The sequence below is a fragment of the Psychrobacter sp. DM8 genome (assembly GCF_051307025.1).
GTDB lineage: Bacteria > Pseudomonadota > Gammaproteobacteria > Pseudomonadales > Moraxellaceae > Psychrobacter.
The window spans coordinates 1853602-1877640 of record NZ_CP195538.1; the positions used below are offsets into that span (position 1 = coordinate 1853602).

Sequence of the window (24039 nt, forward strand, 5' to 3'; positions counted from 1 at the left end):
TCTTTTATTAAAGTGCAGTGATAGCAGTGATTTGTAGTTGTCCTGCCTCTATCTGGCCAAAACTGATATCAACTGATTTGTAGCGCATGATAAAAGTAGTGCCTATCTCACAGCGGCGATAAGCAGGGCGAGGATCTTGAGCGATCAAGGCTTTGATATGCTCGATATCCGCTGGCGTCAATCGCGTTTGCACGTCATCTATCATAGCGTTTAAACCTGTCTTTTGGGTATCACCTTTATTTTGAGTATCAATAATAGATAAGATCTGATCAAATGCCTGAGGGGTTATCTCAACGTCTAAAGATATAGGTGCTATCGGCGCAAAACCACTACTAGTGTCCTTTAACGCGTCGCTATAAGCGATATACGGTTTAATATCAACAATAGGCGTACCCTCTATCATATCAGCGCCACTTATTAATAATAATACGCGGCCCTCAATAATATCGATACGCTCAAGTTTAACCACTGATAATCCTAAAGCTGATGGACGATACATACTACGACTGGCAAACACCCCCATCTTTTGATTACCGCCAAGCCTTGGTGGTCGTACTTGCGCACGAAAAGATGGGGTCTCATTGTTATTGGCAGCTTTTATATCGTTGTGATGAAACTGCCAGCTGACCCATATATGGCTAAAGGCTTCTAATCCGCTAAAGGCAGCTGGCGTATTAAAAGGTGCGATCATCTCTATGATGCTTGGCACAGCGACAAGGTTTGGCTGTCTTGGCACGCCAAACTTTTGTGATAAAGGCGCGCGGTGATAGCCAATAATAGGTAAAACATGAGCCATCTAGGTTTGCCTTGTTTAAAATTGATATGAGACTGAGTCGTTAATATTAATAAAACTTACTAACGATATTCTATTTTATCATGCTAGGCCAATGGCGCTTACCAGATTTTATTTTTAAAGTTTGTTATCATAGCCGACATTATTTATCACAGAGATTTTTGTCTTTGATACTAACAATAGCTCATAAGTCGCGTTTGCACTTTTAGCAAGCTTGCACCTTTACAGAGTTAATGGTCAGTAGTTATATCATAAAAGACGGTTAGGACTAAGACACCAACTGCTACAACGACACGCACATAAATATTAAACGACAGCGCTAAAAACGCTTTGTATCAATCAATAATCAGAAATAATCGAGGGCTTTATGTCAAAACTTCGCACCGAAACCGTCACAGAGGTTCATCACTGGAGTGATGATCTGTTCAGCATTAAGACCACGCGTGACGATGGTTTACGCTTTCGCAACGGCGAATTTGCGATGATAGGCATCGTCGTCGACGGTAGACCACTACTGCGGGCCTACTCTATTGCTAGTCCTAATTATGAGGAGCATTTAGAATTCTTTTCAATTAAAGTCAAAGATGGCCCTCTCACTTCACGCTTGCAACATATCAAAGTTGGCGATGAGCTATTGGTCAGCAAAAAACCAACGGGTACGCTAGTGCTTGATGACTTACTACCGGGCAAGCATTTATATATGTTATCAACAGGCACAGGTCTTGCGCCCTTTTTAGCATTAGCACGCGACCCTGAAGTGTATGAGCGTTTTGAGAAAATTATATTAGTACACGGCGTGCGCCATCAGCATGACTTGGCGTATCAAAAGATGTTCGAAGAAGAGCTGCCTAACGATGAGTTGTTTGGAGAATGGTACCGTGAAAAGTTTATCTATTATCCTACCGTTACCCGTGAAGACTTTAGAAACACAGGCCGCGTCACTGATCTTATGAAATCAGGCAAACTATTTGAAGATATTGGCCTGCCGCCAATGAATAAAGAGGATGATCGAGTGATGATCTGCGGTAGTATGCCGTTTAACGCTGACGTTTCAGCGATATTGGACGATTTTGGCTTGACTGTCTCTCCGCGTATGGGCGTGCAAGCGGATTATGCAGTTGAACGTGCATTCGTAGGATAAGGCACTCAACAATTATAATAAATAATTCTTGACGCTCAAAGTCTAGCTGTTATAATACGCAGCCTATACAGCTTACCCTGCAACCTGATTTGAGTAAGAAGTATGCTCTTAGCTGCTAGTATCACCAGATATGCCAGTGTGATGGAATTGGTAGACATGACGGATTCAAAATCCGTTGCCTAATAAGCGTGTCGGTTCGAGTCCGACCACTGGTACCATATACATCAACTAAGCCTCCTATTTTGGAGGTTTTTTTGTGACTTTAGCTTATGCACTGCGTGTACATATCGACCTCTTCTTGCTTGACAGCAATAATCTTGATCGGTACGGCGCAGGCCCAAGGTGTGCCTTGATCGCAGTAAAAATATTGCCCATCACACGATACTATACAAGCCGTAAAATCATTACCACAGTGATCTCTCATCGCCTGTTCGTCGTTATCGTCATCGACAGCGCACCATATTTGCTCATAACCCCATGCAAGCATCGCACGTGTCAAATCGCTTCCTTTTAATTCATTATTCATGATCAGCTCCTTGATTCTTTGTCTCAAGACATTTACTTCTTCTTGATTGACTTTGGCGGTAGTGCAAAAAATAATAGATAGTGCCTCTATAGCTCGGTTCGATATAAGAGTATAAGCTATCCATTGATTAATACTTTCTATCATTGAGTATCAGTGTAGAACTTAGTAGCAATAACTGTAATAGTACAAATATACTATTTATGATAAACGGTATAAATTTAAGGACAAACGGTAGCAAATTTTGTAGAAGTTGCATTCAAAATATTAGTTGCCGTCTTTAATACTTTAGTTAGCCCTTTAAATAAGACTATTAATCAAAACTAAAGTTGACTTATAAGTTTTTCTTACATAACTATTGCACTCTCTTATATAACTAGTATATTCAAGTATAATTATATACGCCACTACTATTTACATCTAAAAAACGACTTACACTTAACCATTTTTTCGATTAATCTAAAGCTATAAAGAGACAAGTGCGGGTAAGTAAAGAGCTATGACTTCTCCTCTAAAGCCAAATTTAAGAAAAATCATTCATCTAGATATGGATGCTTTTTATGCCAGTGTTGAGCAGCGCGATTTTCCAGAGCTACGAGGCAAACCTATAGCCGTAGGTGGGGATCCAAGCGGTCGCGGCGTTGTCGCTGCTGCCAGTTACGAGATACGCAAATTTGGGGTACGCTCAGCGATGTCTTGCTATGAGGCTCGAAAACGTTGTCCTGAGGCTATCTTTGTCAGGCCAAGATTTGAGGTTTACCGCGCCGTTAGCGCTGATATACGCGCGATAATGCTCAGCCTTACGCCGCATGTCGAGCCATTATCGCTAGATGAGGCCTATCTTGATGTAACCGGGCTAAGCGTTCATCAAGGCTCAGCGACGCTTATGGCCAATTGGCTACGCGCGCAGATATTAGCGCAAACTGGACTAAAAGCTTCCGCTGGCGTGTCATTTAACAAGATGCTGGCAAAAATTGCTTCTGATATTAATAAGCCTAATGGTACTGCTGTCATTACACCAGAGGATGCTAACGCTTTTATTAGCACCTTACCTATCGAGCGCTTTCATGGCATTGGTAAAGCCACGGCTAAACGCTTACATACTATGGGTGTCACTAATGGCGCTGATCTTAAGCGCGCGCCGGCTGCATTATTGATTAGTGAGTTTGGCAAGCGAGGGCAGTTTTATCACGACATTGCTCATGGACGCGATGAGCGCGCTGTCAAGTCCAAGCGCCAGCATAAATCTGTAGGCTCAGAAACTACTTTTCGAGACAACTTAAGTGATGACACTGCCCTCTTTGCACAAATATTTGAACAAAACGCTGACGCTTTTAGCCAACTACAACAAAAGCGCCTAACGGCTTATACGATAACTTTGAAGGTGAAGTACGCAGACTTTACGCAGATAACGCGCGCGCATACGTTATCTACCGCCTTTACTAGTGCTCAATCAGCTCATTATTGGCTTAAGAAATTGTTTAATGACATACCGCGCAATTTGCCTATTAGGTTAGTTGGCGTCACCTACTCTTCTTTGGTACCTGAAACTCAAGTCGCCCCGCAGCTTAACCTGTTTTAGATTCAATATTCATAATGTAGCATGTAGATTACTTGTCATTTTTATCAATTATTTAAAGCGCTTAGGCTATTTTGTAATGATTATAATTCTTGATGTGCTATAGGGTCATTGGTGAATAGGGTCTGCCGATTTCTGCTACAATATTGCCAAAATTTTCTCTATTTAAAGACTAATTATGAGCCATTCTCACTCTGCAGCTAGCACCAAACTTGATACCGATAACCTTGCGTTAGAGTATCTAAACGTTGAGGACTATGATTATGAGTTGCCTGACAAGTTGATCGCACGCTATCCTCTTACTAAGCGTTCAGCTTCTAAACTGCTTTATCTAACCGCAAGTGGGGAGATAAAAGATCAGCAGTTTACCGACCTGGCGAAGTTGTTAAATAGTGGCGACCTTATTGTCTTTAACGACACTAAAGTGATGAAGGCACGGCTATTTGGGCAAAAGGATACGGGCGGCAAAATCGAGATGCTCGTTGAGCGTCTGATTACAGCATCAGATGTCGATCTACCCAATACTGATGTGCCAAGCGCCAAACCTCTTGCACTTTGTCATATCAAAGCCAGTAAAGCACCCAAACTCGGACAGCGACTATTGCTTGCAGATAGTCAGATGAGTGCGGTCATGCTAGGTCGTCAAGATAATCTATTTATAGTCGCTTTTGATGCGCCTATTCTGCCTGATTTGGAGCGCTATGGTGAGCTGCCTATTCCGCCCTACTTTGAGCGTCATGCTGATGCCACTGATAATACTCGTTATCAAACCGTTTTTCATGATCCTGCCAAGCTCGCTAGCGTTGCCGCACCTACTGCCAGCTTACACTTTGACGAAGCTGTACTAACCTCGCTTAAAGATAAAGGGATTGATACCGCTTTTGTCACCTTGCATGTTGGCGCTGGAACCTTTGCGCCTGTCAAGACTGACAACCTACTCAATCATAAAATGCATAGCGAATATGCGCACTTACCGCAAGCGACCGCTGAGCTAATCAATCAGGCGCATGCTCGCGGCAACAAAGTGATTGCTATTGGTACTACTGTGACGCGTGTGCTTGAGAGCGCTTATCAAAGAACAGCTATCAATGGACAACCTCTTGCCAGCTGGTCTGGAGATACCGATATCTTTATTTATCCAGGGTTTGAATTTAATGTCGTGGATCGATTGTTGACGAATTTTCATCTACCCAAGTCAACGCTGCTCATGCTAGTGTCTGCGTTTTCAGGCAAAGCTGCCATCGAGCGAACTTATCAGCATGCCATAAAAAACGAGTATCGGTTCTTTAGTTACGGTGATGCTATGCTGCTAGATAACATCAAATAAAAAACGGTTTAGCCAAATTAAGCAGTTAAATAAGGATGAATAATCAAAGGTAGTCATTGTTTTAGGTCGTTAAAAAACACAAAGATACTCTCTATAAAGCATCCTTCTATTCACAAAAATATCGCTCATTTTTGCTTTGCTAATTCAATTAAGGACACGTCCTAGAAATAAGCTGGTAAACTAATCTTTATTTTGTTATAACACTGTAAGTGGTTTATATTCTAAAGGGTTTTGCATGTCTTGGTATTCCTCTCATCGCTCAACGACTCTACATTATGCGGTCTCAAGAGCACTACTATACTCAGTAGGCTACGCGGTGCTATCCTCTAGCACGCAAGCGGCTACCATTGGCAAGACTGTTGTAAGCTCCGCTCAGCACAAACCTCTTTTTGCCAGTATTTCAGTCACTGATATCCGCAGCAAAGACTTCTCTATCGATATGGCAAGTACAGCCATTTATCAGCAGATGGGTATGATGCCGACGGACTCTATGAGCGTCAATTTCGTGCCCACCTCAGAGACTACAGGCCAGCTGATTATCAGTACCACGCAGCCTGTATCCAAACCATTTGCAGATTTAGTACTAGCGCTCAACGACGGCGCGCAGCGCACAGTAATACCCAAAACTTTGCTTATGCCATTAGAGGGCAATTTGCCCATTAAGGTGTCTAACGTAGCGTCTAACAAGATATCGAAGACGCCAGTCGTTAGTACTGTGATATCAGGTGCAAGACAACCAAATTTACCCGTTACCTCCCTCAGCAATGCCAAACCTCTCACACTCAGAGCTGGCATGCCGCCGCCGCTACTACCCATACAAACTGCTAACTTGCCGACGTTAGCTACTACCTCACGTATGAGTAGCGCTGTCAGTGCACCCAAAGTGGACAATGTTTTGGGTAGCACTAGTGCGATAAATACATATTCTGATAGCGAAACAAAGACTATAGTAAATCGCTCTGTTACTAGTAATCCAGTTAATCGCTCTGCTGCTAGTGCTTTGACTATAGACTCTGCGGATAAAAACATCCTTGCTAATGAGCCTTTTATAGCAGACAAAATCGCTACTGCTACTGACAATACAGCTCAATTAGGCACCAGTGAATCAGCTAATAATACTAGCCTTATTGTCTCAAACAACGTAGCGCCTGATACAGGCTCGAGCCTGCGACTTGATACCTTGAGTATCCAAGTGACTCGCCAAATTCAACCGAGTAGCGCCGTTATTGCAACTAAGGCAGCTATCGATACGTCTAAAACCTTATCAGAACCCTCAAGTTTAGGTAGTGAAGCGGTTTTTAGTAAGGCGCTTTCGGCAACTCGTACAGCGGCTACTGCTACTGCTACTGCTACTGCTACTGCTACTGCTACTGCTACTGCTACAAGCTATACCGTACAGCCTAACGACAACCTATGGATTATCTCGCAGCAAATCGCTGAGCAAAATAACTTAAGCATAAAAACAGTGATGACGCAGATTAAAGAGCAAAACCCTAATGCTTTTATAAATAAAGATGCCGGTCAACTCAGAGCCGATGCTCAGCTCACTCTACCTGATTACGATGTTGTACCCTCTCAGCAAAAACTACAGGCAGCTATCGATGCGCAAAGAAAATATGTTCAGCGCGCACAAAAAACCAAAGCCAAACGCAGAGCGCCTTTACAGCCCAATACTGAGACGACTCAAATTGTTGGACGTCAAAACGAGCCGGCGTCTATAAAGAAGCTACCAAAAGCACGCTTTTCTGTTGTAGCGCCTGGTCGCGATGGTAGTGCTGATGGCACGCAAACCAAGGCTAGTGCAGAGGCAGGCAATGGATTGAACACAGATATATTATCCACACTTAAAGCAACAAGACAAAGCACTGCCGATCAAGCTCAAAGTCTAGTTGATACGAATAGCACCTTGAGCAGCTATACCCAAAAGATACAACTACAAAATCAAAAATTAGCAGCGCTACAAGCCCGCCTAAAAGAGTTGCGTGATCAATAATAGATTCAACTATCAAGCAGATGGCTTGAATAGTTATCGTAGACATGAGAATAACTATGGATAATATGCTATATATCGTTGCAGGATTGGTGCTCATCTTATTGATCGCTATTTTGGTATTACGTCGCAATAAAACTAAGCAACCAGCGTCGTCCACACCCCTGCGTACAAATAAAGAGACGATCAGAGCAGTACCAGTCTCATCGAATCGTATGCCGCAGCCTTCGGTAAATAGTGCAACGAAATTTGATGATATTACAATCGCTCAGCGCTTTATAGACCAGCAGCGCTATGACAAAGCGATAGAAGCGATAGAGCGCGGACTTATGCGTAAACCTCATGACGAGCAGCTATCGCTTAAGCTCCTCAGTATATATGCAACAACCAATGAGCTCAGCGAATTTAACCGTGTTTACGATGACCTAGTCCAAAACAATACTCAGGCAATACCACAAGCAAACGAGCTAAAATCCTTGCTTTTACAAGATCAGACGACCTCTGCGGCAGCGCCTGTAAGTAGCTTTGATCAATCAAGCGTTGAGGCTATAGACTTTGACTTGCCACAAAGCTCTGTACAGGTTGGTAGTGATACCAGCGCTCATGAACCTGTACAGAGTGTCCAAAATCACCTAGTGGAGAGCGCCAGCCCTCTTGAGCCTACCGACTCGCTTGATGATTCATTTGATAATTTGGATTTAGCTAATTTTGATACTGCTGATAACTCTTATACTGATAGCTCTTATACTGATAGCTCTTATGACATAGATACTATCAGTAATTCTAGTATGGCAAGCGACGATATCTTTGAGCTGACGCTGGATGATCTAGAAGACAATGATAGTGATACTCAAGAGAGCCTCTTAGACGATAGCCGCACTGAAACTAATGGCACGCAGCCAGTTTATGTTGTAGATAGCACACCTTTAGAGAGTTTGGACTCAAGCGACTTGGATCTGGATACAAACTTTGATTTCGATGACAGCTTTGATTTAAATGATGAGGCATCTACTGTTCCACCTGTCAATGAGCCTGCTTCAGAAGCTATTACTAATGACGATAGCTTCTTTGATTTTGATCTACAGGCAGACTCAAAGAGCATTAATACCAATAATAGTGATAGTAATGACGTCAGTCAAAGCGGTGGTCTGGTTTCGGGTGAATTAGATGTAGAGAGCAATGAGTATAACGATGCCAATGATGAAGATTTTGTATTAGATTTGGCCGACCTTGAGACCGAAACTGAGACTGATGACAAAATCTTAGACACTTATGCGCCAAGTGATAGTTTGACATTGTCCCTAGATGAGGATGACACAACACGGAGCGATTTTGTTTTTGAAGACAGTCAAATTTTGGGCAGTTCAGTTCAAGACAGTGTTCCTGTCACTATTGATAATGCTGCACAGGGCGCTGGCGACCAAGCTGACACGCCTATGCTATTTGATGACAATACACCCATAGAGGATAGCTTTGATTTTGATGACGCTTTGGCGCCTACAGAAGCTAAGCCAGTTGAGGTAGCAGACAGCGACGATAATAAATCAGCCGCTGACTTGACTTCGCGCTTTGCAGCTGACTTTGATTTTGTTAAAACGCTAGATACCAATCAGGTCACCTTAGACCTAGCCACACAGTATGTCAGACTAGGCGAGTATGATAGTGCCAAACGCTTATTGAACGAAGTCATCGCTCAAGGCAATAGTGAGCAAAAGCAGCAGGCACAAATGATGCTTGAGCGCACTGCATAATGATACTACCGCAGCTAAGCCAAGTGTTTCAATGCTTGGCTTATTCGCTTTTTATCTCTTTACTAAGTCCTTATAACCTATGATCCAACCTGATACCTTACAAATTATCTATGCTGGTGGCACCTTTGGCAGCTATGGTCGTCCGCTTGCGCCCCTAGACGCTACTGCGTTTTTGCCTATTGTGCAATCGCATATTACTACGCATAGCCACACCCTTAATCTGCCTGCGACCACTTGGCTTGATAACGCTTTAATCAAAGACAGCAGTCAATTAACGCCTAGTGACTTTGTACATTTTTATACTTTGGTATTAGATGCTTATAGTAAAGGCTCTCGCCGTTTTGTCTTGATCACAGGCACTGACACCCTAAGCTATCTAGGTGCTTTTTTGTCTGAGGCATTTGCAGGTAGTGATTTGTGTTTGGTCGTCACAGGTAGTATGCGCCCTTTACTAGATCCTGAGGTCATACAAGACTACGCGATAGATGAGCATAGCGATGCTTGGGATAACCTGATAGCTTCAATCAAACTGGCTAGCGCTGGTGAGTCTGGGGTTAAGATAAGCTTTGGCGGTGAATCGTGGCCGGCGCAAACCGTACAAAAAATACACAGCCATGATTTTATGGCGTTTACTGGACACTCAAGAGCTGCTTATCCTGCTAATAGCTATATCAAACTATTCACCGATACGCGCCGCCAGCATTGGCTCGACGATCAATATACAGTAGTAGCTGATGTCCAAAGTCATGCTAAACACGCTTATGTTCATGCGATCTATTGTATGCCCAATCATCCTGATATCTTAAGCAAGCAATTACAGGCGCTTATCGATCAACCGCCAAGCGGCATTATCTTATTAGGCTTTGGTGCAGGTAACGTCCCTTATTCAGCAGCGCTGGCTGAGGCTTTAGATCAGGCATATGAGCAAGGTCATATGGTGATTTGTGCCAGCCAGTGCCCCTTTGGCGGCGTTAGTGACAGTTATGCAGCAGGCAGTTGGCAGTATGATCATCACGTTATCGCAGGCGGCCGCTTGACCATTCCTGCTATTTACGCGCGCCTGCTATGGCTGTTACTACGTTATCCATCGCCTGCTCGAAGACGACAACGCTGGACCAATAATGTCAGTCAAACAGCGACTACAATTAGAAAACGTTAAATACTAACTGTATTTACTCTTTTGCGTTTTAAACTCACTTTATATACGACCTTGCTATGACCCAATCTACAGTCTGCGATGATAGACCAACTTATACACTAGCGATTGCCATTGAGTTTTTGGGAACGCACTATTACGGCTGGCAGCGGCAAAAAGAGGTGCTGGGCGTGCAAGAAGTCTTGGAGCGCGCTATTAGTAAAGTGGCTAATGAGCCAATAGAGGTAATCGCTGCTGGTCGCACTGATTCAAGCGTACACGCTGGTAATATGATCGCGCATTTTGTCACTCATGCTCATAGACCTGCGCGCAACTGGCTGCGCGGCGTCAATAGCTTACTTCCTAATGATGTTGCCCTGCGCTGGATTGAGCCTATGCCCGCTGATTTTCATGCGCGCTTTAAAGCGATTGCTCGGCGCTATCGTTATATTACTTTGAACCAGCCTCAGCGGCCAGCTATCTTAAATCATCAAGTCACGCATATCTACGAGCCATTAGATCTCAGCGCTATGCAAGCTGCTGCGGCTGATATCGTAGGGACTCATGACTTTAGCAGTTACCGCGCAGCCGCCTGCCAGTCCAATCAACCTGTACGTACCATTGAACATGCCAAGCTTTTTGCTCACGGCCAATTTATTGTATTTGATATTCAAGCAGATGGGTTTTTGCATCACATGGTGCGTAATCTAATGGGTACGCTGTATGCTATTGGCAGGCATGAATTACAGCCTGCTGACTTTTTAAATATCTTAGCTAAAAAAGATCGTACTATTGCGCCGCCCACTGCCTCAGGTGATGGCCTATATTTTATCAATGCTTATTATCCTGAGCGCTATCAAGCGCGACTCCCTAATGCGCCGCTAACTCCTATTTGGTTAAACCTGCCAGATTAGGCTTTGATAATAAGACTATAACCTGGCATACATACCATATACACACTGTCAAGCAAAAACTGGGTTCGCCATTGCTTTAGTATTCAAACTTGCGTATAATATCCGCTTATTTTTGAGTGATTGATACAAATATGGCAAAAGACGATATTATTGAATTTGAAGGCGAAGTCATCGATACCCTTCCAAACACATTGTTTAAAGTTCGTTTAGAAAACGGACACGAGATTATCGCGCATATCTCAGGTAAGATGCGTAAGCATTACATCCGCATTCTAACTGGTGACAAGGTTAAGGTTGAGATGACGCCTTATGATTTGTCAAAAGGTCGCATTACTTACCGTGGTAAGAATTAATTAATTATAAGCCGTATTGCATTAGGGTTGGCATCGATTATCGGTTTAACAACTGACTTAAAACAACCGATATCAGAGCTACATAGTTAATGCTAACTTTACGCTTATTCCAAAAAAAATACCGCTATCAATCAGCGGTATTTTTTTGGCTTAATATTCTGTCTTTAAGACAACGTATCTATCTAAACTCTACAGTAGCGTCATCTTTAATGGTGCCTAGTAGCGCTAGCGCATCCCAGTTGGTCAGACGTACGCAACCAGATGAGGCTTGACGACTAATGCGAGCAGGATCTGGTGAGCCATGAATACCATAAGAGGGCTTGCTCAGTCCAATCCATACGATGCCTACTGGATTATTAGGGCCTGGTGGAATGATGAGCTGACCACCATCGTCTGCGCTATAAGTATAATTAGGTTCATGTACTTTGACTTCGACCGTATGCGTACCCGATGGTGAGGGCGTCGCGCTGCTACCAACTGTGGTAGGATAGCTGGCAACTAGATTGTCGTTGTCATCATAGGCATATAGCGTCTGCGTACCCTTGTCAGCGACCACGCGGCTCACAGGTTTGGTATTAGGGTTGCCAGGATTGTAGACTGTGATCGTCTCGCCTGCACGAAAGCTTGTATTAGGATTGAGAGATTTAAGATACTTCTCATTAATATGGAACTTCTCTGCAAGTCCCTCAGTTATACTTTCATAATACATGCCCTCAAGCTCAGACTTGCCCTCTGCGCTAGCAGGAATGTTTGTCGTTTTGATGTTGACATCGCCCTCTTTTATCGTATAACGAACCAGTACAGGCTGACTTGTAAGACGTTCACTGGCTCTAAGCGCTTGCCAAGTCTCGTCATTTAAATTATCAGTTACTTTGAGACCATTGGCTTTTTGAAAGGCCTGCATCGCTTTACGAGTATTTTTGCCCCAATATCCATCCACTGGGCCTACGCCGTGCTGATGCCAATTGAGCAGGGCTTGCAACTTAGTCCCTGTATTGCGATCTATCTTCTCCCCGACTGACCACGTGGCATTGTTGACCTCTCTAGCAGTCTTTGGCAGATTTTCAGTGGTGTACTTGATGGTTGGTAACAAGTCATTGAGCGAGTTGACCGTTTTGCTATCGCCCTTGAGTTGTTGACTAACGCCATTAGTCACAGGACTTTTATCATTGCTTGTCGCTGCGTTAGCTGAATTTATTAGCATAGCACTGGACAATCCCAATGCAGCCATCATCGTACATACTTTTTTTAACTGATACATGCTGAGCTCCTAAAATAATTGGTAATCTACTCGTTATAGTTCTTATATTACTGGCGCTTAAGATAATGTCATAGTACTGAGGAGTTATATAACAGCTTTGTGTTAACGAATTGGGTCTATGATAACAACTTTGTTAAATAGTGCTCACTATGTCACTTAAAAGTATACATATAACAAAAAACCCATAAACCACTAGGTAGTTTATGGGCAGCTTGACTTGCTAAGGTGAGTCGATGTATTTGTTATGAGTCCAGCTTAGCCAATACTGCCTGTCCCATTTGCACGCATCCTACGCAGATGAGGTTGTCTTCATTTTTGTCTAAAATATCAACGGTACGTAGACCATCGTCAAGCACGTCGCTCACTGCCGCTTCAATCGCTTGCGCTGCCGCCTCTTGCTTAAAAGTATAACGCAGCATCATAGCCACAGACAAAATAGTCGCTAGAGGATTGGCTTTGTCTTGTCCTGCGATGTCAGGCGCTGAGCCATGACAAGGCTCGTACATACCCTTGCCATCCTCATCTAAGCTCGCTGACGGTAGCATACCGATAGAGCCTGTGAGCATAGCCGCCTCATCGGATAAGATATCACCGAACATGTTACCTGTTACCATGACATCGAACTGCTTGGGATCACGGATAAGTTGCATACAGGCATTATCAGCATACATGTGTGATAGTGCTACATCACTATAGTCGTTCTCTTGCATTTGGGTGATCGTCTGCTTCCACAGCTCAGTGACTTCTAGTACATTAGCCTTGTCTATCGAGCATATCTTGGCAGGTTTGCCAGAGCTTTGAGCGCGCGTTTTTGCCAGCTCAAAGGCCACTTTGCCAATACGCTCGATCTCACTGGTCTTGTACACCATAGTATTGTAGCCTTGCTGCTCGCCATTATCTAGCGTGCGAATACCGCGCGGCTCACCAAAATAGATACCACCTGTCAACTCACGTACAATCAATAAATCAAGACCTGATATGATCTCAGGTTTAATGCTTGAGGCGTTGGCAAGCTGCGGATATAGCTTTGCCACACGCAAATTGGCAAATAAGCCAAGCTCACTGCGTATCTTGAGTAAGCCGCGCTCAGGACGTTTACTACGCTCAATCGTATCCCATTTGGGACCGCCGACTGCGCCAAGTAATACTGCATCTGCAGCACGAGCACGCTCAAGCGTCTCATCTGGCAATGGCTCGCCTGTTGCATCAAAAGCGACGCCACCGATCAAACCTGACTCTAGAGTTAAGCCTAAATCAAACTTTTTGTTTACCGCCTCTAACACATCAACGGCTTGGGTCATAATCTCAGGACCGATACCATCGCCTGCTAATGTCAAAATGCTTGCCATATAAATCCTTGTTGTTTTTTGATAGGTAATTGATTGATAACTTTAAATAAGACAGGTATTAAGATGCTTCTATTACGCTGCTCTCGACAAACTCGCCTTGGCGCTCAATATCTGCCAGTTTACAAAAGTGACGTTGCAGGCGACCATTAAAGGTAAGATCTACACATAAAGGGTTAGGAGAGGCATTTTCTAGCAAACTTCCCTCAGTACTACTCGGTTTTTTACGGTACGCTCGTAGCTCGTAATTACCTGGCTGAGTAAACTCATGAATCATCGCAAAGCGCTCAATGTAACCTAGATTATTTTCAGGATAAAAATTAACTTGAACTTCGCGCTTACTAGGTTTGAGACGTATATAGTAAGTGGTTAATCCCTCGATATTAGACACTGATAGCGGTACTATCTTGATAGCATTTTTATCAGATAAAGGCGTTATATCTGGCGCTATCGTTGTCCTAAACCGATCACTAAAAGGCATCTTACTCGCCGTATCTGTACTTTGCATCACAGCTAGCATCGTAGGATTGACAGGCTCATGACTTTGCGCTGAGATAATAGGCGTTTTGTCTATTTGTACGATTTCGCAGTGATAAGTCCCCTGACAGCTCAGATTAATCTCGCCTGCAATGGGATCAAGCGCCTGAGCAGTTATCAGCGTATTGTCATCATCAATTTGATTGTACCCTGTCAAGATCTGACATCCTGACAAAGATAGGCCTGTTATTAGAGTTAAAACAGCAAAACGTTTTTTATTCATAGCGATAACTACTATTCATCATATAAGTGAAACGATGGTTATTCATTCTAGCCATTTAGTACTGATAACTCAACATTATATTCATTTTTAACCATGTAATAAACGCTGATCTTCTGCTTTTTAAGCACGTACTTGGTTAAATATCCAAGGGGTTTTTTGCATCATTTTATGCTCATAGTCCTTGATGTCATCACTCTTTTGCAAAGTCAGTCCGATGTCATCTAGTCCATTTAACAAGCAATGCTTACGAAATTCATCGACTTCAAACGCATACTCTTCGCCCGTTGGCGTTATCACCACTTGACGCTCAAGGTCAGCAGTAAGTTGATACCCTTCAAAAGCGATAGTCGCTTTCATAAGCTTATCGACAATCTCTTCATCGAGCACAATCGGCAACATACCATTTTTAAAACAATTATTATAAAAGATATCGGCAAAACTTGGCGCAATCACCGTACGAAAGCCGTACTCAGATAGTGCCCAAGGCGCGTGCTCTCGACTAGAGCCACAGCCAAAGTTTCGGCGGGCAAGCAGTATAGTCGCGCCCTCATAGCGGGGCTGATTTAGTACAAAGTCAGGGTTGATAGGACGCGTATCGTTGTTCCCAGAGCCATCTAACGAAGGCACGCCTTCATCTAGATAGCGCCACTCGTCAAATAAGTTAACGCCAAAGCCTGTACGTTTAATAGATTTCAAAAACTGCTTAGGTATAATCTGATCGGTATCGACGTTGGCGCGATCAAGCGGACAGACGATACCGGTTTGGGTGTTATAAGCTTGCATAATCATTCCTTAAAATATCAGTGTGCTACGCTTAAATCAAAACGTGCGTACATCTACAAAACGGCCCGCTAATGCGGCAGCGGCGGCCATTGCAGGACTCACAAGATGCGTGCGCCCGCCCGTACCTTGACGCCCTTCAAAGTTGCGGTTGGATGTCGATGCGCAGTGCTCCTCTGGCTCTAACTTGTCGGCGTTCATGGCAAGGCACATCGAGCAGCCCGGCTCACGCCACTCAAAACCTGCTTGAGTAAATATAGCGTCCAAACCTTCAGACTCTGCTTGTAATTTGACTTGTCCTGAGCCTGCGACCACGATAGCTTCTTTAATGCTATCTGCAACTTTGCGACCTTTAATCACGGACGCCGCATCACGCAAATCTTCGATACGTGAGTTGGTACAAGAGCCGATAAATACGCGGTCAAGCTCAATATCAGTAATTTTTTGACCTGCTTGTAAGCCCATATAAGTATAAGCGCGCAGCCAGCCTTCTTCTTGTGCCTCATCAGCCGCTTGATCAGGCGTTGGAATAGATTGAGTGATATCGACGACCATTTCAGGAGAGGTTCCCCAAGATACTTGCGGCGCAATAGAGCTACCGTCGATCTCAACGATAGTATCAAACACCGCGTCATCGTCGGAATACAAGGTACGCCAGTAGCTCTCGGCTTGCTCCCACTGCTCATCAGTTGGTGCGTAAGGACGGCCTTTGACATACTCAATAGTGGTGTCGTCAACCGCAACCATACCAACGCGCGCGCCCGCCTCAATCGCCATATTACAGACGGTCATGCGACCCTCCATACTCATGTCTTCGAACACTTGACCGGCAAATTCAATAGCGTGACCGGTGCCACCTGCCGTACCGATTTTGGCAATAATAGCCAGTACGACGTCTTTTGGGGTCACGCCAACACCGAGTTTACCTGTGACGCGAATTTGCATGTTTTTTGATTTCTTTTGAATCAAACACTGCGTCGCTAGCACGTGTTCGACCTCTGAGGTACCAATACCATGTGCCAGGCAGCCAAGTGCGCCATGAGTTGCGGTATGCGAGTCTCCGCAGACAACCGTCATACCAGGCAAAACCAAGCCTTGCTCAGGGCCAACCACGTGCAAGATACCTTGACGTGCATCGTTGATGGTAAATTCTGCAATATCAAACTTAGCGCAGTTATCATCTAAAGTAACCACTTGCAAGCGCGATACTTTATCTTTGATACCTTGTACGCCCTCACGGCGCTCACGACTGACTGTAGGTACGTTATGATCTGGGCTTGCGATGTTCGCAGACAAGCGCCAAGGGGTTCTGTTGGCTAGATCTAACCCTTCAAAGGCTTGCGGACTTGTGACCTCATGTAATAGATGACGGTCGATATAAATGAGGCTTGAACCATCGTCACGTTTGGTGACTTCATGGGCGTTCCAAAGTTTGTCATATAAAGTTTGCGCAGTCATTTTGCTGTCCTTCTTTGTGACTAATGATCAATCGATCTAAGTATAGTTCTGAATCGGGATGCCATTGAAAAGTCGAGATAAATAAGAGTCAATCTAAAAGTAATTTAAGCATTAAATAGTTTATAAGTATTGTTTGATAAAATCTCAATGTCGTTTTGATACCATTGGGCATATGTATCCGCTAATTGATAACTTATCGTTTTATAATCAAATAAAATGTCTTTGAGTCTTGTGATTATACCAGTCTAATCCTATAATAATAATTGATGATTTTTGCATATACGCAAACTTTTTATTTACAATCACCAGCATTCACACGAGCCAACTTTTATTTATAGCTGACTAAATAGCTAAGGACACCGGTTTGAATACCACTAATTTGACAACGTTTGTGACTGTAATGCATACAGGTAGCATATCAGGGGCGGCAGAAAAGCTCTTTATTACTCAGCCTGCGGTCAGTAAACGCATCAAAAATCTAGAAGACGAATTCAAAATCACTCTCTTTGATACCGTAGGTCGCGGTATTGTTCCAACGCAAGCGGCGAGCGAGATGCTACCCCATGCTAAACGCTGGCTTGAGGATTACGAGAACTTCAAAATCAACTTGCAACACGCAGAGCATATTGTATCAGGTAAATTGGTCATAGGGACCAGTCATCATATTGGTTTGCATCATTTAGCGCCAGTACTCAAGCATTTTATTCAAGCTTATCCTGCCGTACAGTTAGAGGTGCACTTTGTAGATTCAGAAGAAGCGCACAAGGCCGTACTAGATGGTGATCTGTCTTTGGCTTTTTTGACTTTGCCGCCCGTTTATGACAAACGCCTCACTTACCATACGCTTTGGTCAGATCCACTGTATTTTATGACAGGCACCCTCTCTTCACTTGCCAATAAGACCAATGTCACTTTGGAGCAACTAGCGCGCTATCCTGCTATTTTGCCCTCAGCCAATACTTTCACCAGTCAAATCACGTTGGCAGAATTTGCTAAGCATAATCTTAAGCCTTATGCAACGATGAGCACCAATCCATTAGAATCTATTCGTATGCTGGTATCCGTAGGCCTTGGCTGGTCGGTCTTGCCACAGACGCTGATCAGCCAAGATTTAGAACGTATCAATATGGCTGATAATATTGAGCTGCAACGTTATTTAGGCGTGGTGATTAACCCTAAATTGACACGTTCTAGTAGCGTGAGCGCCTTATTAGATTTACTAGCGCCTATTGATTAAGTCATTTAAGAAACGTGTTATTTTACTAACAAATCATAAAACGGTACTGATCATGATTGCAGTATCGTTTTGTCGTTTTAGGCCGTATACAACTAATGAGTTTAGCGTACTTACAATTTATTTGTGACAATGCCCACCGTCATTTGTTATTGTAACAAGCAGTTACGCTAACAACTTGGTGGTAACGTCAGCGCGATAAACGTAGTTAAAAATAATGCAGCTAAGAATAAAAGTATAAACCATACAAATATTTTAGATAAACCCATAATGGTATTTTAGCTAAATGTTTGCTCATTTTTATTATAAAATCTTGTTTGCCATTGTTTGACTCGTTAGATAACTCAGCAATGAGCTTCAATGCATATTATAGTAAAAATAGTAGTTGCCACTTTGGTTCTATCATTATCTATTTATTAGAAACCCGTTCTAACAAATAGGTGATGTAGCTGCAACTAGCTAGTGGATAAATAGCAAAAATATAAAGCCATTACTTGAATAGAATGGCTTTTTTGTTTTTTTGACACTGAAACTTTATCGACAAATAATTTTATTATAAAGTAAGTTTTACTTATAGACATAACTAAAGCCAATAGTTTTTGGCTAAGGATAACGATATGAACGGAGTTTCTAGTGGTGTATTAATCTCACTTGCCGCATACTTTTTAGTGATGATAGGTATCGGTATATACGCCTATTTTAAGCAAGCCAACGACACTGAGGGCTACATGCTCGGTGGGCGTAACCTAAGTCCTGCGGTCACCGCCTTATCAGCAGGCGCCTCAGATATGTCAGGCTGGCTATTACTCGGTTTGCCAGGCTATATGTATGGTTCTGGTGTGGTTAGTATTTGGATTGCGCTAGGCTTGACCTTAGGCGCACTTCTGAACTATATCATTGTAGCGCCGCGCTTACGTGTCTACACTGAAGTAGCTGACAATGCCATTACCCTCCCCGATTATTTTGCTAATCGATTCGAAGACAAATCACACATGCTGCGTGTTATCTCAGCAATTGTCATTATTTTGTTCTTTACCGTATATACCGCTGCAAGCTTAGTGGGCGGTGGTAAATTGTTCGAAAGCTCATTGAATCTCTCATACAGCACAGGCCTATGGGTCACTGCTGGCGTCGTTGTAGCTTATACTTTGTTTGGTGGTTTTTTAGCGGTATCGATGACCGATTTTGTGCAAGGCGTTATCATGCTATTTGCGCTTGTCATCGTACCTATTGTTGCCTTTACTGATTTGGGCGGCGTATCTGAGGTCACAACAGCGGTCAGAAACATCGATCCTGCTCTACTAAATGTCTTTAGCGGTATGACCTTTTTGGGTATTGCATCACTCATGGCATGGGGTCTAGGTTATTTTGGCCAGCCCCATATTATCGTACGTTTTATGGCGATACGCTCGGTCAAAGATGTGCCGACGGCTCGTAATATCGGTATGAGCTGGATGGTTGTGAGTTTAATAGGCTCGCTCATGACAGGTTTTGCAGGTCGCGCTTATGTGCAGAGAACCTCAATGACTTTGGACGATCCTGAGACGATCTTTTTAGTATTCACGCAGTTCTTATTTACCCCCCTTGTATCAGGGTTCTTATTGGCTGCTATCTTGGCCGCTATTATGAGTACTATCTCATCACAGCTATTAGTAGTATCAAGCTCACTGACCAAAGATGTGTACAAGCTATTCTTTGATAAAGACGCCCCAGAAGCGCGGCAGGTACTCGTAGGTCGTATCTCAGTTGTCGTCGTCGCTGTGGTATCGATAATACTCGCCTCTGACCCAGACAGCTCAGTATTAGAACTCGTCTCTCATGCTTGGGCAGGCTTCGGTGCTGCATTTGGACCGTTAGTTATCTTTAGTCTAACATGGCGTGGTATGAACCGTAATGGCGCAGTCGCTGGTATGGTCATTGGTGCTTTAACCGTTATCCTTTGGGTATATGGTCCATTTGAAATGAACGGCATGGCACTAAACGATTGGCTGTACGCTATTATTCCAGGCTTTATCTTGAGCACTATCGCCATCTTTGTAGTCAGTAAGATGACAGGTGGACCTAAGTCTACGGTTTCAGCCAAATTCAAAGAGATGGAGCTAAACTTGCATAAGTAAGTAAAGCGTTAGCTGAATTTCTATTTCTATTTTTATTTCTATAGTTACTAACCTCGTTACTGTTCTAGTAGCGAGGTTTTTTACTGCCTGTATTTGTTTGATACTAAATAATAGCTACCTTGTACTCTTTGAACATAAGACAGTTTGCTTGGACTATTGTCTTGTTCACACAGCACTATCTACCCTAAACGTTTAATATCAGCATTTCACGTTATAAACATAAACGTTACCTGCCTGCTCCTAGACCTCTAGTTTCTATATAAGCTGTTTGATAGACCTTTAATCCTATAGAAGCAGATTAGAGATGCATCTAACGCTCATGATTGATCTAAAAATCTCTTTATTCCCTTAACTTAAAATATAAACACCCATAAAAAAACGACCCATTAAGGATCGTTTTTTTTCAAAGGTTAGTTTCTAATCACTAAATTAGAAGCCCTGCTTTGCTTGGTAAGATAGTTTTGCACCTAAGATAAAGCCATCATTGTCTTCGGCATCGACAACAACTTTTCCTGTTGGTAGTTGGCCTTTTGCATCACCGAACCATAGATATTTACCACCCGCTGATACAGCCCAGTTCTCGGTAACGTTGTACTTAGCACCAAGACCAACACTGTAGTAGCCATCAACAGGACCTAGTGACGTCGTTGGATCACCGGCGCCGCTATCCCAACCAATAGTTCCGCTGACAGCTAGGGCTGGCGCTAAGCGCTTAGCTAGACCTAGCTCTACTTGCCATTGGTCATCTTCATATTCAACTAAGTCCAAGCCATCTGGACCAAAGCTACGCTTACTGACTTCATTATACAAGGGTGGCGTAATTGTAAAGTCACTCCAAGGTACCCAGCGTACTTTTGCGGTAGCTAGAGTCGTTGGGTTAATACCTGTCTGGAAATCAAAGTTGACAGACTCAGGAGTAGTCACTTCGTATCTAGACGTTCGAGATGCTGCTGCCGCACCTGCAGCTGCGGCAATTGCTTCGCGATTTGGTGTACCAGCGGGAATTTGTTGAAGAGCACCTTGTTCAGTTAGATCACCAAAAACAGGGTATGATTCAAAGATATCTATATCATGATCAATTTCAGAACGATAAGTCAACGCTGCTTTCAGCGCAATCTCAGGCTTGCTATAAGACATACCTGCAATCCAACCATAATCCATATCTGGATTGTTGTTAGAAGTGTAACCACTAGCGGGACCATAAGCTGTACCACGTAATTTTACATTGGCTTCGATACGCTGAGCAACTGGACCACCATATAGTTGAAACTCTTTATTGGCCCCGAACTTAGCACCAAGTAGACCTGTTAAACTTTGGCTACGAACTTCAACTTTAGTGTTGTCTCCTGCATTACCTGCTTCGGCATCAACGATTGCTATCGCTGCTCTAAGAGATTCTCGATCTGCTATAGTAGTTCCTGGCGGTAAATTATTACCAGCGGCGTCAAGAGCATTTAAAGTTCCTCTAGCAACATTAATATTTGTAAACTGATTGTTTGTTACGTTGCTAATGTTAGTATTAAGATCTCCAGTTGATACGAAATTACCTTTCGTATACTCAGCTGATGCGCCAAATGGCTCGTCATAGATCAGACCTATGCTAAATGTATCGTTGATATCAGCTTTAACCCCGTAGCGGAAGAAATCATAGTCTTCAGCGATATCGCCAGTATCGTTGCCCTCTACATAGTTATTACTAGTTGGAAATTGATTAGCGCTGTCTTTACCACTAACATCAGCATCAATATAGGTATAAACAGCTTCAGCGTAGACACCATCTTGAAAAAAGGCGGTAACATCTTGACCTGAACGATCAAGGCCAGCAGCACTAGCAGCGCTAGCGAACGATAGAGCAGCGATAGCTACTGTGAGGGTTTTTAAGTGAAAGGTGGCGCGCATTGTATTTCTCCAAACATCCCAGTTGTTTAATCGTCAATATAAGTAAGTGTTACTAAATATGTAGACGATGTCCTAAATTGAATAGTAATGGCTTTTTGACACTAAAACAACATTTAAAGTACTTTATTTCTCCATTATGACTGAACAGTACATGATATATGCTGGTTTCTAAATAAAATAGTTCTGTGTTGATAGTTTAAATGACTTATATATATGCGATAGAATATATAAGTCTAGCTTTTTGCCTAATCTACTTCGCTCAAATCAAAAAAACGACCCTGAAAGGATCGCTTTTTCGTTGAATTACCATTTTTATTTTAACTTACTCTTTACCAGAGTGACTATTTAGCCTGATAAGAGATTTTGGCACCTAAGATAAAGCCATCATTATCTTCAAAGTCACTGACGATTTGTCCGCTCGGTATCTGACCTTCGGCATCACCGAACCATAGGTACTTGCCGCCTGCTGATACCGCCCAGTTTTCAGTCACGTTATATTTAGCACCAAGGCCTACACTATAGTAGCCTTCGATAGGGCCTAGTGAGGTGACAGGATCGCCTGCACCGCTATCCCAGCCGATGTTACCGCTAACCGCTAACGCTTTCGATAAACGTTTAGCAAGTCCTAACTCTACGACCCACTGATCGTCATCATAGCTGACTAATGGTAAACCATCAGGACGGAATGCAGGATTAGCAGTGCTCACCTCGTTATAAAGTGACGGTACGATTGCGAAATCACCCCAAGGTACCCAGCGTACTCTTGCAGTAGCTAAAGTTGTTGGGTTAATACCCGTCTGGAAATCAAAGTTGACTGATTCAGGTGTTGTTATCTCTATATCGCCACTTCTATTTGTTGGAAAAGCGAACGGTCCACCAGCTACTGGTGGTATAGAGCCTCCAATTGCAGTTGCTAGAGGATAACTTTCGCCAGCGTTTGTTGTGTGCTCAATCTCTGAACGATATGTCAATGCTGCTAGTAATGCGATTTCAGGTTTGCTATAAGACAGGCCAGCTATCCAGCCATAATCCTGATCAGTGCTAATATTCGTGGTGTAACCATTAGCTGGACCATAAGCTGGACCACGTAGTTGCACATCTGCTTGTACACGCTGAGCTACTGGACCACCATAAACCTGAAACTCTTTATTTGTGCCAAATTTTGCACCTAAAATACCCGTTAGGCTTTCGGTGCGAACTTCGACATTGGTTTCTTCACCATTTCTTGGAGAAACTGGGTTTTGATCTATAAAATTATTCTCGCCCACGTAGTCTGCTGCCGCGCCAAAAGGCTCGTCATATAGAACACCGATACTAAACGTGTCATTAATGTCTGTTTTTACGCCATAACGAAAAAAGTCATAATCCTCAGCGATATCATCTATTTTATTACCTGATGAGTCTTTACCCGTCACATCTGCATCAATGTAAGTGTAAACTGCTTCAGCATAGACGCCGTCTTGAAAGAAAGCCGTCACGTCTTGACCCGAGCGATCAAGACCAGCGGTATGGCCTAGGCTAGTAGCAGACAGCGCTGCTATAGCTAATGTTAGAGTTTTGAGGTTAAAGATAACGCGCATAGTATTTCTCCGAACATCCAAAAGATTAGCCATACCATAGTGAGCAGGCAGTTATAGAGCCGACAGATACTAATCGCTTTTGAGCATTAAGACAACCA

19 protein-coding genes and 1 tRNA gene are annotated in these 24039 nt (G+C 43.2%); 11 read left to right on the plus strand and 9 right to left on the minus strand.

What is annotated here, in order from left to right; translation table 11 throughout:
- Positions 1–7 precede the first annotated feature (7 nt).
- Complete coding sequence (gene tsaA / locus ACR64J_RS07845) at positions 8–796, minus strand: tRNA (N6-threonylcarbamoyladenosine(37)-N6)-methyltransferase TrmO (protein ID WP_435949172.1); 789 nt, start codon at positions 794–796, stop codon at positions 8–10.
- Between the two features lie 364 nt (positions 797–1160).
- On the opposite strand from tsaA, the gene ACR64J_RS07850 reads away from it, so the two are divergent.
- Both ACR64J_RS07850 and ACR64J_RS07855 read left to right on the plus strand, forming a co-directional pair.
- Positions 1161–1934 (plus strand): ferredoxin--NADP reductase, encoded by a 774-nt coding sequence (locus tag ACR64J_RS07850; RefSeq protein ID WP_317200349.1) that lies wholly within the window; start codon positions 1161–1163, stop codon positions 1932–1934.
- Between the two features lie 132 nt (positions 1935–2066).
- Positions 2067–2152: transfer RNA gene (locus tag ACR64J_RS07855), tRNA-Leu, on the plus strand.
- A gap of 44 nt (positions 2153–2196) precedes the next feature.
- On the opposite strand, the gene ACR64J_RS07860 is transcribed toward ACR64J_RS07855, so the two are convergent.
- Positions 2197–2460, minus strand: coding sequence for a hypothetical protein (locus ACR64J_RS07860; RefSeq protein ID WP_435949173.1), 264 nt, complete (start codon positions 2458–2460; stop codon positions 2197–2199).
- A 496-nt stretch (positions 2461–2956) separates the two neighbouring features.
- Between ACR64J_RS07860 and dinB the strand changes: the two genes are divergently transcribed.
- The 7 genes from dinB (at position 2957) to infA (ending at position 11506) form a co-directional block, all read left to right on the plus strand.
- Positions 2957–4039, plus strand: coding sequence for a DNA polymerase IV (dinB, locus tag ACR64J_RS07865; protein ID WP_435949174.1), 1083 nt, complete (start codon positions 2957–2959; stop codon positions 4037–4039).
- A 175-nt stretch (positions 4040–4214) separates the two neighbouring features.
- Positions 4215–5363 carry a tRNA preQ1(34) S-adenosylmethionine ribosyltransferase-isomerase QueA gene (gene queA, locus ACR64J_RS07870; protein WP_435949175.1) on the plus strand — a complete coding sequence of 383 codons (1149 nt, stop codon included), beginning with the start codon at positions 4215–4217 and terminating at the stop codon, positions 5361–5363.
- Positions 5364–5598: 235 nt separating this feature from the next.
- Positions 5599–7356 (plus strand): type IV pilus assembly protein FimV, encoded by a 1758-nt coding sequence (locus tag ACR64J_RS07875; RefSeq protein WP_435949176.1) that lies wholly within the window; start codon positions 5599–5601, stop codon positions 7354–7356.
- 56 nt (positions 7357–7412) lie between these two features.
- Positions 7413–9104 carry a FimV/HubP family polar landmark protein gene (locus ACR64J_RS07880; RefSeq protein ID WP_435949177.1) on the plus strand — a complete coding sequence of 564 codons (1692 nt, stop codon included), beginning with the start codon at positions 7413–7415 and terminating at the stop codon, positions 9102–9104.
- Between the two features lie 79 nt (positions 9105–9183).
- Positions 9184–10263, plus strand: a complete 1080-nt coding sequence (locus tag ACR64J_RS07885; RefSeq protein WP_435949178.1) for an asparaginase — start codon at positions 9184–9186, stop codon at positions 10261–10263.
- A 56-nt stretch (positions 10264–10319) separates the two neighbouring features.
- A complete protein-coding gene (gene truA, locus ACR64J_RS07890) occupies positions 10320–11153 on the plus strand; it encodes a tRNA pseudouridine(38-40) synthase TruA (protein WP_435949179.1) in 834 nt (277 codons plus the stop codon).
- Positions 11154–11284: 131 nt separating this feature from the next.
- Entirely contained in the window at positions 11285–11506 is a 222-nt protein-coding gene (infA, locus tag ACR64J_RS07895; protein ID WP_021814850.1) for a translation initiation factor IF-1, read from the plus strand.
- Between the two features lie 178 nt (positions 11507–11684).
- On the opposite strand, the gene ACR64J_RS07900 is transcribed toward infA, so the two are convergent.
- From ACR64J_RS07900 to leuC, 5 genes are all read right to left on the minus strand, one after another.
- Complete coding sequence (locus ACR64J_RS07900) at positions 11685–12767, minus strand: L,D-transpeptidase family protein (RefSeq protein ID WP_435949180.1); 1083 nt, start codon at positions 12765–12767, stop codon at positions 11685–11687.
- Between the two features lie 242 nt (positions 12768–13009).
- Positions 13010–14116 carry a 3-isopropylmalate dehydrogenase gene (leuB, locus tag ACR64J_RS07905; protein ID WP_435949181.1) on the minus strand — a complete coding sequence of 369 codons (1107 nt, stop codon included), beginning with the start codon at positions 14114–14116 and terminating at the stop codon, positions 13010–13012.
- A 58-nt stretch (positions 14117–14174) separates the two neighbouring features.
- Positions 14175–14873 (minus strand): hypothetical protein, encoded by a 699-nt coding sequence (locus tag ACR64J_RS07910; protein ID WP_435949182.1) that lies wholly within the window; start codon positions 14871–14873, stop codon positions 14175–14177.
- 120 nt (positions 14874–14993) lie between these two features.
- Positions 14994–15656: a 3-isopropylmalate dehydratase small subunit gene (gene leuD, locus ACR64J_RS07915; protein WP_435949183.1), complete on the minus strand. Its 663-nt coding sequence runs from the start codon at positions 15654–15656 to the stop codon at positions 14994–14996.
- Between the two features lie 36 nt (positions 15657–15692).
- A complete protein-coding gene (gene leuC, locus ACR64J_RS07920) occupies positions 15693–17111 on the minus strand; it encodes a 3-isopropylmalate dehydratase large subunit (protein WP_435949184.1) in 1419 nt (472 codons plus the stop codon).
- A 364-nt stretch (positions 17112–17475) separates the two neighbouring features.
- Between leuC and ACR64J_RS07925 the strand changes: the two genes are divergently transcribed.
- Together ACR64J_RS07925 and putP are read left to right on the plus strand one after the other, a co-directional pair.
- Positions 17476–18348 carry a LysR family transcriptional regulator gene (locus ACR64J_RS07925; protein ID WP_317200362.1) on the plus strand — a complete coding sequence of 291 codons (873 nt, stop codon included), beginning with the start codon at positions 17476–17478 and terminating at the stop codon, positions 18346–18348.
- 614 nt (positions 18349–18962) lie between these two features.
- A complete protein-coding gene (gene putP, locus ACR64J_RS07930; protein ID WP_435949185.1) occupies positions 18963–20462 on the plus strand; it encodes a sodium/proline symporter PutP in 1500 nt (499 codons plus the stop codon).
- Between the two features lie 429 nt (positions 20463–20891).
- On the opposite strand, the gene ACR64J_RS07935 is transcribed toward putP, so the two are convergent.
- Entirely contained in the window at positions 20892–22361 is a 1470-nt protein-coding gene (locus tag ACR64J_RS07935; RefSeq protein WP_435949186.1) for an outer membrane protein transport protein, read from the minus strand.
- Between the two features lie 341 nt (positions 22362–22702).
- Complete coding sequence (locus tag ACR64J_RS07940) at positions 22703–23941, minus strand: OmpP1/FadL family transporter (RefSeq protein ID WP_317200365.1); 1239 nt, start codon at positions 23939–23941, stop codon at positions 22703–22705.
- Between the last annotated feature and the right edge of the window lie 98 nt (positions 23942–24039).

Coding starts and splice junctions, on each gene's coding strand:
- ACR64J_RS07850 (WP_317200349.1), top strand. CDS start 1,161: ATGTCAAAACTTCGCACCGAAACCGTCACAGAGGTTCATCACTGGAGT.
- ACR64J_RS07885 (WP_435949178.1), top strand. CDS start 9,184: ATGATCCAACCTGATACCTTACAAATTATCTATGCTGGTGGCACCTTT.
- putP (WP_435949185.1), top strand. CDS start 18,963: ATGAACGGAGTTTCTAGTGGTGTATTAATCTCACTTGCCGCATACTTT.
- tsaA (WP_435949172.1), bottom strand. CDS start 796: ATGGCTCATGTTTTACCTATTATTGGCTATCACCGCGCGCCTTTATCA.
- leuC (WP_435949184.1), bottom strand. CDS start 17,111: ATGACTGCGCAAACTTTATATGACAAACTTTGGAACGCCCATGAAGTC.
- ACR64J_RS07940 (WP_317200365.1), bottom strand. CDS start 23,941: ATGCGCGTTATCTTTAACCTCAAAACTCTAACATTAGCTATAGCAGCG.
- leuD (WP_435949183.1), bottom strand. CDS start 15,656: ATGCAAGCTTATAACACCCAAACCGGTATCGTCTGTCCGCTTGATCGC.
- ACR64J_RS07880 (WP_435949177.1), top strand. CDS start 7,413: ATGGATAATATGCTATATATCGTTGCAGGATTGGTGCTCATCTTATTG.
- dinB (WP_435949174.1), top strand. CDS start 2,957: ATGACTTCTCCTCTAAAGCCAAATTTAAGAAAAATCATTCATCTAGAT.
- ACR64J_RS07910 (WP_435949182.1), bottom strand. CDS start 14,873: ATGAATAAAAAACGTTTTGCTGTTTTAACTCTAATAACAGGCCTATCT.
- truA (WP_435949179.1), top strand. CDS start 10,320: ATGACCCAATCTACAGTCTGCGATGATAGACCAACTTATACACTAGCG.
- ACR64J_RS07935 (WP_435949186.1), bottom strand. CDS start 22,361: ATGCGCGCCACCTTTCACTTAAAAACCCTCACAGTAGCTATCGCTGCT.
- ACR64J_RS07900 (WP_435949180.1), bottom strand. CDS start 12,767: ATGTATCAGTTAAAAAAAGTATGTACGATGATGGCTGCATTGGGATTG.
- leuB (WP_435949181.1), bottom strand. CDS start 14,116: ATGGCAAGCATTTTGACATTAGCAGGCGATGGTATCGGTCCTGAGATT.
- ACR64J_RS07875 (WP_435949176.1), top strand. CDS start 5,599: ATGTCTTGGTATTCCTCTCATCGCTCAACGACTCTACATTATGCGGTC.
- infA (WP_021814850.1), top strand. CDS start 11,285: ATGGCAAAAGACGATATTATTGAATTTGAAGGCGAAGTCATCGATACC.
- queA (WP_435949175.1), top strand. CDS start 4,215: ATGAGCCATTCTCACTCTGCAGCTAGCACCAAACTTGATACCGATAAC.
- ACR64J_RS07860 (WP_435949173.1), bottom strand. CDS start 2,460: ATGAATAATGAATTAAAAGGAAGCGATTTGACACGTGCGATGCTTGCA.